Source organism: Mesorhizobium sp. 131-2-1, assembly GCF_016756535.1.
Classification (GTDB): domain Bacteria; phylum Pseudomonadota; class Alphaproteobacteria; order Rhizobiales; family Rhizobiaceae; genus Mesorhizobium.
This window is the reverse complement of record NZ_AP023247.1, coordinates 6519743-6532355: the sequence shown is the minus strand read 5'-3', so window position 1 is coordinate 6532355 and position 12613 is coordinate 6519743. Positions and strand designations below refer to the sequence as shown.

At 57.6% G+C, this 12613-nt stretch carries 5 protein-coding genes and 4 pseudogenes; 6 read left to right on the top strand and 3 right to left on the bottom strand.

Translation table 11 applies throughout. The features are described from left to right. Positions 1–43 precede the first annotated feature (43 nt). The 5 genes and pseudogenes from JG743_RS31400 to JG743_RS31385 all read left to right on the top strand — a co-directional run bounded on the left by JG743_RS31400 (position 44) and on the right by JG743_RS31385 (position 5367). Positions 44–1102 carry an ABC transporter ATP-binding protein gene (locus JG743_RS31400; protein WP_202296281.1) on the top strand — a complete coding sequence of 353 codons (1059 nt, stop codon included), beginning with the start codon at positions 44–46 and terminating at the stop codon, positions 1100–1102. A gap of 1021 nt (positions 1103–2123) precedes the next feature. Beyond that, positions 2124–2849, top strand: coding sequence for an FkbM family methyltransferase (locus tag JG743_RS31395; RefSeq protein WP_202296280.1), 726 nt, complete (start codon positions 2124–2126; stop codon positions 2847–2849). A 949-nt stretch (positions 2850–3798) separates the two neighbouring features. After that, positions 3799–3990, top strand: a pseudogene (locus tag JG743_RS34450) (co-chaperone GroES); the annotation flags it as partial. After that, a pseudogene (locus JG743_RS31390) lies at positions 3985–4570 on the top strand (TCP-1/cpn60 chaperonin family protein); the annotation flags it as partial. The pseudogenes JG743_RS34450 and JG743_RS31390, both read left to right, overlap by 6 nt. A 26-nt stretch (positions 4571–4596) precedes the next feature. Next, on the top strand, positions 4597–5367 hold the full coding sequence (locus JG743_RS31385) for a GntR family transcriptional regulator (protein WP_202296278.1): 771 nt from the start codon (positions 4597–4599) through the stop codon (positions 5365–5367). Positions 5368–5708: 341 nt separating this feature from the next. Here JG743_RS31385 and JG743_RS31380 read toward each other — a convergent pair whose 3' ends face one another. Both JG743_RS31380 and JG743_RS31375 read right to left on the bottom strand, forming a co-directional pair. Beyond that, positions 5709–8423 carry an HAD family hydrolase gene (locus JG743_RS31380; protein WP_202296277.1) on the bottom strand — a complete coding sequence of 905 codons (2715 nt, stop codon included), beginning with the start codon at positions 8421–8423 and terminating at the stop codon, positions 5709–5711. Between the two features lie 1065 nt (positions 8424–9488). Beyond that, positions 9489–9704: pseudogene (locus JG743_RS31375) on the bottom strand (transposase); the annotation flags it as partial. Between the two features lie 253 nt (positions 9705–9957). On the opposite strand from JG743_RS31375, the gene JG743_RS31370 reads away from it, so the two are divergent. Continuing rightward, positions 9958–11121, top strand: coding sequence for an IS110 family transposase (locus tag JG743_RS31370; RefSeq protein ID WP_202303118.1), 1164 nt, complete (start codon positions 9958–9960; stop codon positions 11119–11121). Positions 11122–11430: 309 nt separating this feature from the next. Here JG743_RS31370 and JG743_RS31365 read toward each other — a convergent pair. Beyond that, a pseudogene (locus JG743_RS31365) lies at positions 11431–12444 on the bottom strand (IS256 family transposase); the annotation flags it as partial. Positions 12445–12613: the final 169 nt, after the last annotated feature.

The window sequence follows — 12613 nt, the reverse complement described above, 5'->3', positions numbered from 1 at the left end:
TAGAGATGAAGATGCAGATTATGCGCAATAGAGGACATGCCAGTTGGCTCAGGTCACCGTCAGGAACATAGTCAAGCGTTATGGAAGCGTCCAGGTCATTCATGGTGTGAATGTCGACATCGCCGATGGCGAGTTCGTCATCCTCGTTGGTCCTTCTGGGTGTGGCAAATCCACCCTGTTGCGCATGATCGCCGGTCTCGAAGCGATATCGGGGGGTGAGATCAGCATCGGCGGCCGGGTGGTGAACGATGTGCTGCCAAAAGACCGCGACATAGCCATGGTGTTCCAGAATTATGCGCTCTATCCGCACAAGAACGTTGCCGACAACATGGGCTTCTCGCTCAAGATCAAGGGCAGGCCGAAGGCCGAGATCGACGCCAAGGTGAAGAAGGCGGCCGAGATCCTCGACCTCGGCAAGCTGCTCGACCGATTTCCGAAACAGCTGTCCGGCGGGCAGCGCCAGCGCGTGGCCATGGGACGCGCCATCGTGCGCGACCCGCAGGTCTTCCTGTTCGATGAGCCGCTGTCCAATCTCGACGCCAAGCTGCGCGTTGCCATGCGTGTCGAGATCAAGGAACTGCATCAGCGCCTCGGCACGACGATCGTCTATGTCACCCATGACCAGATCGAGGCGATGACAATGGCCGACAAGATCGTGGTGATGCGGGACGGCAAGGTGGAACAGGTCGGCGCACCGCTCGATCTCTACGACAATCCGGGCAATGTCTTCGTCGCCGGTTTTATCGGCTCGCCGGCGATGAATTTCATCAAGGGCAAGATCGAAGCAACGGACGGCAAGCAGATCTTTGTCTCGGACACCGGATCCGTGCTCCCGGTCGGGGCCAGGGCACAGGGCGGCCAGCCGGTCATCTACGGCATCCGTCCCGAGCATATCGACATCGCGCCCGACGGCTTGCCGGCAACGGTTTCGGTGCTGGAACCGACTGGCTCCGAAACGCAGATCTTCGCCAAGTTTGGCGCGGACGCGATTGATGCCATCGTCAAGGACAGGCTTAGCGTCCGACCTGGTGGGGAGATAAGGCTGAGGATCGATCCGCGCCGGGTCCACATCTTTGACAGGCAAAGCGGCGCACGCCTGTGACCCTTCGCTATAAAGTCAGAACGCCGCTGTTGGACGACAGCATGCCGCCGTCGAAATGGGCGACGACGGACTTGCCGCCGACTGATGACAAACCGCCCAGCGGCAGCGTAAGATCGTTTGTGGTGGGTGTGGTCTCCGGGAAATGGTTATCAGATCGGCCTCAGCAACCTTTGTATTTCGCTGGCTTGCGCTACATCCATCAACCCCGCATGAAGTTTCGTCTAGAAGGCTCCGACAAGCGCCCAGGCCAGCGGGAAGGTTCGGATCAGTCAGTCCACGCTGCCCGAGGTTCGCATTGTACGAAGATGCGGCTGTCATGTGGTCCGTTCCAGCGCACCGAGAAATCCTCGCGAATAGCCAACTCATTGTCGGTCTGGCAGCGCGTTTGGGTAACCGGGTGGCCAGGATGCGGTATCGGCCTTGACTTTTCCGACGTCGGTCATGCCGCGCTGCAGCGTCAGCCTGTGACCCGCCCGGCCATATGCAGCGCGAAACGTTGCAACCGGAGGCTCATGCCCCGACCCGATCCCGAAGCCAGGCTCAACCGCAAGGGCCGGGCAAGGAGGCCAAGCTGTGCTTCGTGGCACATGGGTGATGGAGAACCGCCACGGCCTGCTGGTCGAATGGCGGCATTTCACGTGATCGGGCCTCGTGCCGACCGGCCTCAGGCGATCACGGCTGGCGGACAAGGTCGGACTTGGAGCCTTTAGTCTTGTCATGCCTTAACTTCCGTAGCGCATGAGCGAGGACATGGAGGTGGCAACTCTAGTGCTCAATACCCGCTGCAAGCAGGTTTCGCTGTTTGCACGTCACTTCGGCAAGTCGCCGGGACGTTGGTGGCGCCGATGTCGCGAACCCGACAAAAGTGTCGCGGCCATTCCAGCGGGCGCGCGTGTTTCACTCCTGATAAGTAAGAAGCACCGCATTCGGCATGTGGCACGCCGATTGCTGGGACTATGAAGCAAGAGCCGTAGCGACAACCGGTCGTAGCGGTCTCCCCTCCAATACGTTAGGTCGAGCTATGCTGTCCCAGTTTGAAAACCAGTCCATAAACCAAGAGGTCGCTCGCCTTAATCTGCCGAACTCTCGGATCAAGCACTTCGCGCCGGCCAGTTACGCACAAGCCGGAGAAGACGTTATTGTCGAAGGAATTTTGGCGGCAAAACTCTGCAAGAGCCAAAGATCTTGGGCCAGTGTGTTTTATGTCGAGATCGGCGCTAATCACCCCATCTCTACCTCAAGTACCTATCTTATGTACCAAAGAGGCGCGCGAGGCGTTCTGGTTGAACCCAATCCTGAATTGGAAGCGCTGATCCGGACTGCGCGCCCGGAAGACGTTCTCGTTCAATCCGTTGTGTTGCCCGCTCCGCAAGCGTCTGCGACGCTCTTCATCGGACACGCCCATGAGCTTTCGTCGGTGGATAAAGCACACGTTGAAAGTTTCGGCGACTTCGACGGTATAGGAGGTATCCGAGAACATATCGAGGTGAGCGCGATTGGTATCAATGAGCTACTGACCCCTTATGCCAACAAGATCGATTTCTTATCGATTGATTGCGAAGGACTGGATCACGATCTCGTCGAGGCCGTTGACTACGAGTGCATCAGACCTGCTGTCATCCAATGCGAGCCAAATGAGCATTATCTAAAGGGCAATAGAGATCGGATCATCAATCTCATGGAAGGCAGATCATACCGGCTTGCTGCAATGACTGACATCAACGTCGTCTTCGAGCGATTGACTTGATGCAGCGGCCCAAATCGAACGCATCATTGAACGTAGACCAAGCCAGCCAGCGTCCGTCCTCGGGTGCCGCGCGGCAATCAGATTGAAGCGCATATTGCCGCATGTAGCGTAAGCGGCAGCCATTCAGCGCTGGGAATTCCATGGCATGAGGGCGTCGATGACGCTGTTTGGCCCTGCATTGGGATCGGCCACTATCTTGTCAAGCCGGTGGCCTGCACTCCAGCGTCGAGTTGGGAGAAGGGTTGGGTCGAGAAGCAGGTCAGGCTGGGCGCGAGCGCTTCTTCACCCCAAGGCTGCGCTTCAAAGTAAGACCGTATGTCCCTCTGTCGGTGAGGTGGCTCGCCCTACACTGCGCGTCCGAGGCTTGCCCGGGCGGGCCGAGCCGATCCTCATCACAGGAGGACGAGCTGTGGCAGATCATAGGGAATCATTTGTCGGAATTGCAGTCGCGAAGCCGAGGAACGCCATCGCGATTGCGGACACTGGGCCAAGAGGGAGAGGTTCGCTTTTTCGGCGAGCTCGACGCGTCGAAAGAGAGCGTGCGCCGAAGAATGCAACGATTATCGAGTATCGCAGTTTCGCGACAGCTGGAATATCAACTCTCACCGGGGGCATATCGTAGCCCTAGAGGTAACCCAGGCTGTCTGATGTGGCATCTGACAACCAGTATGCCAGCTGCTGAACGCGCCGAAGACGTATTTTGTGGGCTCAGGATAGCCCAGTCAAACTTCGTCTCGTCGCATCGCGAAAACGGTCAACGCGTCCCATGGCGCAATCGCAATACAGGGCATAACCGTCGGAACTTCCTAGGCCAGCCCACTCTTGGAGAAGGCAGCAAAATTGGGTCCGCATGTGCGCGCGACCGAAAAAGGGTCGCGCGAGCCCGCACCAAGCCCTGTCAGTCCGAACCGGGGTAGCCTGTTGGAATCTTGTCCTGAAGGAGAACGATATGACGTTCCGTCCATTGCATGACCGCATCCTGGTCCGCCGCATCGAAGCCGACGAGAAGACGGACAGCGGCATTACCATTCCCGACACCGCGAAGGAAAAGCCGCAGGAGGGCGAAGTTGTCGCCGCCGGTCCTGACGCACGCAATGAAACCAGCCAGCTTAAGCCGCCGGACCACAAGCTCAGCGACCGCCGGAAGGCTATGTTGGAGGATATCGCGATCCTGACTGGCGGCACCGCCATCAGCGACGGCATCACGCCGGAGATGCTCGGCCGCGCTAGGAAGGTCTCGATCGAGAAAGAGAACGCCACGATATTCGACGACGTCGGCAGGAAGGAGGAGATCGAGGCCGCACACGCAGGCCAAGGCGCAGATCGAGGAGGCCACCTCCGATTACGACCGCGAGGAGCTACAGAATCGGCTGGCCGAGCTCGCCGGCGGTGTCGCGGTGATCCGCGTCGGAGGCGCGACCAAGGTCGAGGTGTAGGAAAGCAAGGGCCGCGTCAACGACGCGCGACACCCACCCGCGCAGCGGTCGAGAGGCATCCTGCCTGGCGGCGGAGTGGGCCCTGCGCACTCGAGGCGGTAGCCGTCGACAACGCCGACCAGAGATACGGCGCCGATATCGTGCGGCGCGCCATCGACGCTCCCGCGCCAGATCGCGGAGAACAGCAGGGCAAACGGCTCCATCATCGTCGGCAAGCTGCGCGAGAAGGCTGATAACTATGGCTCGGACGCCCAGACCGGCAAATTCGGCGATCTCTTCAGCCAGGCGTGATCTAGGCTTAAGGAGACCGCATGGTCCAGCCCGGTAGAACTCCACTTCATATCCAGCTCGCCGATTTCATTCGGTCTCAGATCGAGAGCGGCGTCTTCAATCCTGGGGATCGGCTCCCCACTGAGATGGAGTTGATGAAGCAGCACGAACTCAGCAGCAGCACTGTGCGACAGGCGCTGCTTGCCCTTGTCGGCGAAGGCTTGCTTTATCGCCGCGCTGGCAAGGGGACGTTCGTTGCCAAACGTTACAGTGGCAGGGACTTGCTCACTTTTTCAGGATTCTCCGAAGAAGCCCTGGCGCGCGGCTTCCGACCGGGTACTGGGCATGTGACGGTCGACTGGCGTTCGGCTGATGCCTTGGTTGCAGCCGCACTTAACGTGCCGACCGATGAAAGCGTGTTGACCATCGAGCGCCTACGCACGATCGACGACGAAGTCGTAGCGGTTGAGACAGTTTCGTTCGTCGCGGCAATCGGGCGCCGCATGGAAAAGATCGACCTCGCCGACGCCTCTCTCACCAAGATCCTTGAGCAGCAGCTTGGTGTGCCGCTTGCCCGAGCCAAACAGGAGATACGGGCTGGCATCGCGCGTGCCAGACTGGCGAAAGCCCTCGACGTGTCGAGCGGTACTGCGGTGCTGCAAATTGACCGTACCGCCTTCGATGCGACCGATCGGGCTATTTACTTTTCATCCTTGTCCTACCGCGCCGATCGCTACAATTATACCGGCTGGATCGAGCGCAAGAGCGCCTCAATCGCTCATCCACGCCAATTAATTGGCCGGAGCAGATGATGCCCACCTGCGAAGTTTATGTCGTCGACTCGTACGGAGTTGCAAACTGCTGGCGGGCGTTGTCACCGACAAATTCGGTGACAAGACACTGGAACTCTGGCGCGCCGAAGGGGCGTCGACTGCTCCGCGGCGAGGCAGATGGCCGAGACACCGACGATGGCTGGGATCACCATTCTAGACGCCGCAGCCGAGAACCGCATCATCACCGATCCCGGCACCAACGCGCTGCTCACGGGGACCGATGTCGAAACTCTTCTCCTGCCCTGTGCACCTCCAGCACATGCTCAGTGGCAGGCCTATACGATCCGCTACCGACGCTTCGCCGACAGCCTCTGGGATACCTACGCACTGCTCGTGCCCGACGTGGACGCTACTCCTGCAAGTATTAGGCTTTCTCCATCTACTACTTGCCGTTCTCCCGGCGCACCTTCATAGGATCTGAACAGTTCGCCAGTTCGATCGTCGCAGCCGCGTACTCGCACCACTGGGCACGCGTGACTTTCCTCATTATTGCGTGGTGCCTGGCCCCCCGGCGGATCAGCAGCCCTCGAAACCAATGGGCGAAAGATAATATGACAGTAATGAGGAGCTTGGAACTGTTCACAATCAATCGGACGAATTATCGCAACACTTTCTCGCGACAGGCAATGGTAAATCTCGCCATGCTGCGTTATTTCCTTCAAGTCCACAGATCCCAATAGCGTTTTTAGCCCGCATCTTGCACCGTTCGATAGTGCTATATCTGCAACCTGCAACCACTCGTAATGTAGCCCCAAAAACATCTTCACCCAGGTTCCGCTTAGATATGGAACCAACAGTGAGAAGTATCCGTCATACAGATGGTGCGCTCTAAGCAAGAACACCTTCGATTCGTGCGCCCCTCCTACCGAAATCTCCAAGGGTGAAAAACGTACGTTCATATCTCTTTCAACTAGATTAATCTTAAATCTTTTCTGTAACAAAGCGCTGAATGTAAAGTCAAGTCCCAAGCTGCGTGTTTCATATGCATCCAGACGATAAGGCGACGGAAGGCGCCTCACAGTCTTCAAGGCACTTTCTTGATTGTAGATCGTAAGGAGACGATCTTGTCCGACACCGTTGTCGTGTTGAAAATCCCTGAAATATTCCAGCTCCGCTTCAATGGGCATATAGACATGGCGGAATAGGGCTGCATGGGCGGAGTGTTTTAAAATAGCTAAATCGTGCGTGACGCCAGATTTGGTAAAAAACGTCACGGCATCATTGATGAAGCGCACGCATTCAGATTGAACATTCTTCGCCTTCCCGTACTGCTTCTCACTAAGCTCGACATTATCGAAAACTGGATTTCCGTCATCATCATAATCCACAACCGCCCCTTCCTTGACGGTACAACATTGCTCAAACAAATGGTATTCCCACGATGATGTCGTAATAAGCTCTTTTCTGTTCGCCGGACGGTAAGGATGGTGGGATGCGACCAGATAGCGACCCAATATGTCTATTTTTATTTCATCTTTAAAGGTGCGGGTCAGATAGTCCAGGATCGTGCCGTCATAACCATTGTCTGCCAAAACAACCGTGTCACCTTCCTCCAACTTTAAAACACTTGACATATAGCGCCTCAATCTGGAACGCAGAGCGGACGACTTTTGGAATATGAGCGCCAACACATCGTCATCGCGCAGCAGCTGATGGAACGTTTTTTGTGGATCGGCAGATTGATGTGCGATCCGTATCAGCAATTCGGTCACTTCGGGCGGAAGCAAAAGCTGTTTCGCAGTGGAATGAAAATTATCAATCCTCGTATCGATCTCGCTGAGGTAGTAATCGACGTCAGTGATAGTTTTGAAAGATGATGCAACAGATACAAATCTGTTGATTCGTGCCAGCTTGCCAATAGGCCTGCGCGCATAGGCTTCACACGCAGCTGAAAGAAGATAAGCATCACGCAAAAGAAAGAGAACTCTTACTCGTTGGCCCCGCTGTTCTAGCGCCTCAACCTCATCCATGAGAAAACGGGCGTAGGCGTAAAGCACCGGACCAAACGACAAGTAGCCGATCACTGTCTCAGGCGCATTCGGATGCAGGTCCTCCGCAGAGAACACCGGCCGAAATGGACTATAGCGAGGGACAACAACTGCCTCCGGCGCAGCCTCCTCCATTACAATCAACGAAGATGCCGCGTGCTGTAGCCGCAAAAAGTCGGTGACCTTGCGATCAAATGCCACGAAATGCAGAGCACGTATACCCAATTTTCGCGGGACTTGCGCATCGGATATACCATTATCGCCAATGTGAAGTATTTGTGAGGCAAACACGCCGCACTCTTTAATCACAACTTGAAAAAGGGCATCACTCTTCGGTGTCCCATAATCAACAGAGCAGTAAACCTTACTGATTGCCTTCATAGCATCTGGAGGCAGGTGCCGAGCCAAGAGGCGCCTTAACTGACCTTCGCGTAAATACATATCGCTCACGATAATAATTTTAATCCCACGGGCATGCGCCTGCCTGATCAGTTCGACGTAGGGCCAGAATGCAAAGCAAACATTCATCTCGGTCTGGATTTCCGCCTCGGTCAAGAGTTCCCGTTCCTCACCAGAAAGCGACGCAAAATGTCGATAAACATCAACGAGATCGATCTCCCCGGAGTCTTTCTCTAAGAGATTTGCTCGATAGGCACGCCCAGCAGCACGAATCCGTTGGTCGGGAGTCACCCCCAAGCTTCGCGCGACGGGATTATTGGCCAGCACGGCAAAAACATCTTCGGGCGTTGCTGTCTTGCGCCATAGCAACGTATCGAAGCAGTCAAGCGAAAGGATGTGTATGGAGTTGTGGAATTCGTCCAGAATAGTTGGAATGTCTTTTACTCTGACCTGTGTCTTATAGTGCGTATCACGCATGCCTCTCCCGAGCAGGCGATCATCCGGGTTTTGCCGTTGGGCGATCGTTTCTCTCAGGCAGCCCCCGTCTGGAAACATTGCATCAGGGAAACCAATAAACTGATAAACCTCGTCGCCGGGAACTCGCGGGACGATCTCGGCATAAGAGTCAGGATCAAACACACGTTTCATGCGGAACCTTTCGGACGACTGCTGCAAAATATTGACTTTGCTTTACTTTGGGGCCAAGCGCTTCAGTATGAGCCGCGTTGTTTTGCTCCTTAATTTACAGCGCAAGCGCAGTCTTTGTGGCCGCGAGCTTCACACCTGTCGTCCATTCTTCGGGCCTTGGCTCGCCACTTTTCCAAAGTGCAACCGCATTCGCTATAAAGTTTCTAACGAGCCGGCAAAGAAACTATAAATGCCATGGATTGTTTGAGTAATCGGCCTCGAGCCGAAGTCTGAAAAGCAAGCCGCCGCTGTTAAATCGTTAATTGATCCTAGTTAACCTTTGCAGCCTCTCTCTTAGTAGAAACAGGACAAGCAACCAGCGCCCAAAATGGGTGTGACTATCGGTTGACCATTTGCATGTGGCCTTGCATCTGATCAAACGGGAGTTGATAAAACTTTCAGCAAAAGACTACCATTTACAGGTTTTACCGTCAACGCAGCCACGGAAGTGCGAGTGTGGTTGCCAAGTAGTTGATTATGTTAAGAACGTCGTCTTGTGTACAGTTATAGGGGCTGTGACGTATTGTTAAATAAAGTTAAGGTTGGTGTAGGTTTAGGTTAAGCGTCAGCACCATCTGACGCGGCAGGAGGTAACTGGCGAGACATACACCGCTGGCGCCTCCGCGCGGCAAGGCAACCAGCACTCTACGCGCTGTCACGTTGTCTGATCTGTTAGGATTGGCAGAGCGCCATTTGGCCAGCTTCTGGGTCCGCTGGTATGAGGAAGGCTGCGGTATGAGGGACATCAAAGTCTTCTCTGATTGCGGTCGTTTAGGTCAAGCCACTCCTGCACTTTTTCTGGACCGTCCCGCAGGTCACTCGCTTTTCTTCGCGGTCGGCGCTCGGCCGCCCATGATGGGGTAAGGAGAGCGAGGCGTCTCAATCTGTTTCACGACCTTGCCGAGTTTTGACCGGCAGGTTCGGAACTCTCAAGGAGATCGCCTCGCCCAGCATCGAAGAATTCAAGCAAGGTTGGCGCTAACAACAGGGGGACTGTCAGGAATTCTGTGCGCGAGGCCGGTTTCGTCATTGGCTGACGAACCTTTCGCCGAAGACGACGGCGAACTGGGTTTTGGCCTCGAACCACTCGCGCGGCGGTCGTTTCCAATCCTCGGCGGCGTGGTTCAGGACCAGATATAGCAGCTTCATGGCCGCATCGTCACTCGGGAAGTGTCCCCGGGTACGGACAGCGCGGCGCAGCTTGGAATTCAGCGCCTCGATCGCGTTCGTAACCGGTATGATCATGACGGTGCCATCCGATCCCCGCTGGAGATGAGCGATTTTCGGCGTATGGTGCGACCATCCGGGACAGGGGCACCGGGAGCACGCCAAGTGCGGGCAGGCCGATGTATTCGATGAGCTGCGAGCTCGCGTTAGTAGCTGGCCGCCCCTGCGACCTGCCCGGTTGCGCCGAGAGCGCGGATCCGTAGGTGTCGCGTCGCCCGCCGGCTCCCGACTGTTTGAGGAGAGGGAGCCGATGAGACGTGTGATTGGAATGGACATCCACCGCACCTTTGCGGAGGTGGTGGTTTGGGAAGATGGCCGGCTGCGCCATCACGGACGGGTCGACATGACCCGCTCGGGACTGGAAGGGTTCGGCCGCAGTTTGCGACGGACGGATGAGGTTGTCGTCGAGGCTACGGGCAACGCCATGGCGGTGGTGCGGGTTCTGTCGCCCTATGTCGGCCGGGTGATTGTCGCCAACCCGATGCAGGTGAAGGCGATCGCCCATGCCAGGATCAAGACCGACAGGATCGATGCCGGCGTTCTGGCGCAGCTCCATGCCAGCGGCTTTCTGCCGGAGGTCTGGGTTCCCGATGAGCGGACTGAGCGGCTTCGCCGCCTCGTCGCGCGGCGCAATCAGGTCGTGCGGCATCGCACGCGTGTGAAGAACGAGGTGCATGGCATCCTGCAGGCGCACCTCGTGCCGAAGTGCCCGCATGCCGATCTGTTCAACCGTCGGGGTCGCGCCTGGCTCGAGCAGCAGGTGCTTCCCGACGACGAGCGGGCCGCTATCGCCCGCCACATCCGCGAGATCGATCGCCTGGCCGAGGATTTGGCTGACCTCGATCGCGACATCGCCCGGGAAGCAGTTGATGATGTGCAAGTCCGGCGGCTTCAGACAATCACCGGCGTCAATGCCATCGTCGCGAGCGGTATCATCGCCGCCGTCGGCGACATCCGGCGGTTCCGCGAGCCGCAGAGGCTGGTGAGCTACTTCGGCCTCAATCCGCGTGTGCGCCAATCCGGTCTTGGCTTGGCGCAATATGGCCGGATCAGCAAACATGGGCGTTCCCATGCCCGCGCCTTCTTCCTGCGCATCCGCAACAAGCGTGGCCATCAGGTCGCAGCCGTGGCGGTCGCCCGCAAGCTCGCGGTGTTGATCTGGCATCTGCTGACAAAGGAGCAGGACTACTTCTGGGCTCGCCCGGCGCTGGTGGCGGCAAAGCAGAGGCAGCTCGCTCTCAAGGCTGGCGCGCCGGGCGAGCGCGGTGTCGGTCGCCGTGGTTCGGCTTACGCCTACAACGTGAAGGAGTTGCGAAACAGCGAGAAGGCCGCGGCCGAGAATGCCGAGCGTGCCTACGAGCTGATAGTTCGGCATTGGCGGCCACGCGGGCCGAAGCGGCGCACGGACGCCACAAAGGAGGAACGACTATAAGGCTGCGTGGCGGCACTCTCATCCCCTACACCACTCTTTGCCACGTGGTCGTCCGTGCCGGACAAATATAGCATAGGGAATGTGCCGGCACGACCGCCGTCTCGGTCCGCTCCAGACTGGCGCCGTGCTCGACGCAGTCAAGGCGTGGCCTGGAAACCTCGCAGCCGGCCGTGGCGCCACCGCACCGGCCAGCCTTGACTGCGTCTCGACACGCTCGCACGGGAAATCCTGTGGGCCGGGACGAAGAAACAGGCTCACCTGAAGCCGAACAAAGAAACGCCAGGAGTCGAAAAAGCCGAAATCAGGCTTGTCGATGTCATCCGTGGTGTAAATGATCCGGCGCACGCTTTCGGGGAAGGCGAAGAACGGCACCACGTGTTGCCAGTTGCGCCGCCAGCTCTGGGTGATCGCCGGATACCGCTGGCCCCAGTAGCCGGCCTCGAAGTCCTCCAGGGCCTTCATGCCGGCTTCGGCGTCCTTTGCCCGGTAGATCGCGCGCAGCGCCGGCACGACCGGCTTGCGATCCTTCCACGACACGAACTCCAGGGAATGGCGGATCAGATGCACAATGCACGTTTGGACCACGGTCTGGGGGAAGACGGCGTTGATCGCCTCGGGGAAGCCCTTCAGGCCGTCGACGACGGCGATCAGGACGTCGGCGACGCCACGGCTCTTCAGCTCGTTCATGACACGCAGCCAGAACTTGGCGCCCTCGGTCTGCTCGATCCAGATGCCGAGAATCTCCTTCGTGCCGTCCGCCAGGATGCCGAGCGCGATGTAGACGGCCTTGTTGCGCACGAAGCCCTCGTCCCTGATCTTGACCCGGATGGCATCGAAGAAGACCAGCGGATAGACCGCATCCAGCGGCCGGCTCTGCCGTTCGGCCACTTCCTCCAGGACGGCGTCGGTGACGGCCGAGATCAGGTCCGGCGATACGTCGATGCCGTAGAGCTCCTCCAGATGCCCGCGGATCTCGCGCACCGTCATGCCGCGCGCATACATGGAGATGATCTTGTCGTCGAAATCGGGAAAGCGGCGCTGGTATTTGGCGATCAGCTTCGGATCGAAGGTTCCGGCACGGTCGCGCGGGATCGTCAGCGTCATCTTCGATGTGCCCGTCAGCACTGACTTTCGCGAATGGCCGTTACGGCGATTGGCATTCCCCTCGCTGTTCTCGTCCTCAAGGTGCTCGTCGAGTTCAGCGTTCAGAATCCGTTCCGAAAGCGCCTTCTTCAGGTCGTCGAGCAATCCGTCCTTGGCAAACACCTCATTCGGATCGCGGCCGGCAAGCAGTTGGTCCAGAAGTTCCTTCTCGATAGCCATGTGATGATTCTCTCCTTTCCATCATCATGGCCTCGCGCACAGAATTCCTGACAGTCCCAACAACAGGCGATCTCCGGAGAAGCCGGTGCCGTGCTCCAGGCCACCTTTCCGGGAGCGACTGTAAGCCGCTCACCAAATCATCCCCCAAGCCTTTCCGTCTGCCAGCGGA

Coding starts and splice junctions, on each gene's coding strand:
- JG743_RS31395 (WP_202296280.1), top strand. CDS start 2,124: ATGCTGTCCCAGTTTGAAAACCAGTCCATAAACCAAGAGGTCGCTCGC.
- JG743_RS31385 (WP_202296278.1), top strand. CDS start 4,597: ATGGTCCAGCCCGGTAGAACTCCACTTCATATCCAGCTCGCCGATTTC.
- JG743_RS31380 (WP_202296277.1), bottom strand. CDS start 8,423: ATGAAACGTGTGTTTGATCCTGACTCTTATGCCGAGATCGTCCCGCGA.
- JG743_RS31370 (WP_202303118.1), top strand. CDS start 9,958: ATGGACATCCACCGCACCTTTGCGGAGGTGGTGGTTTGGGAAGATGGC.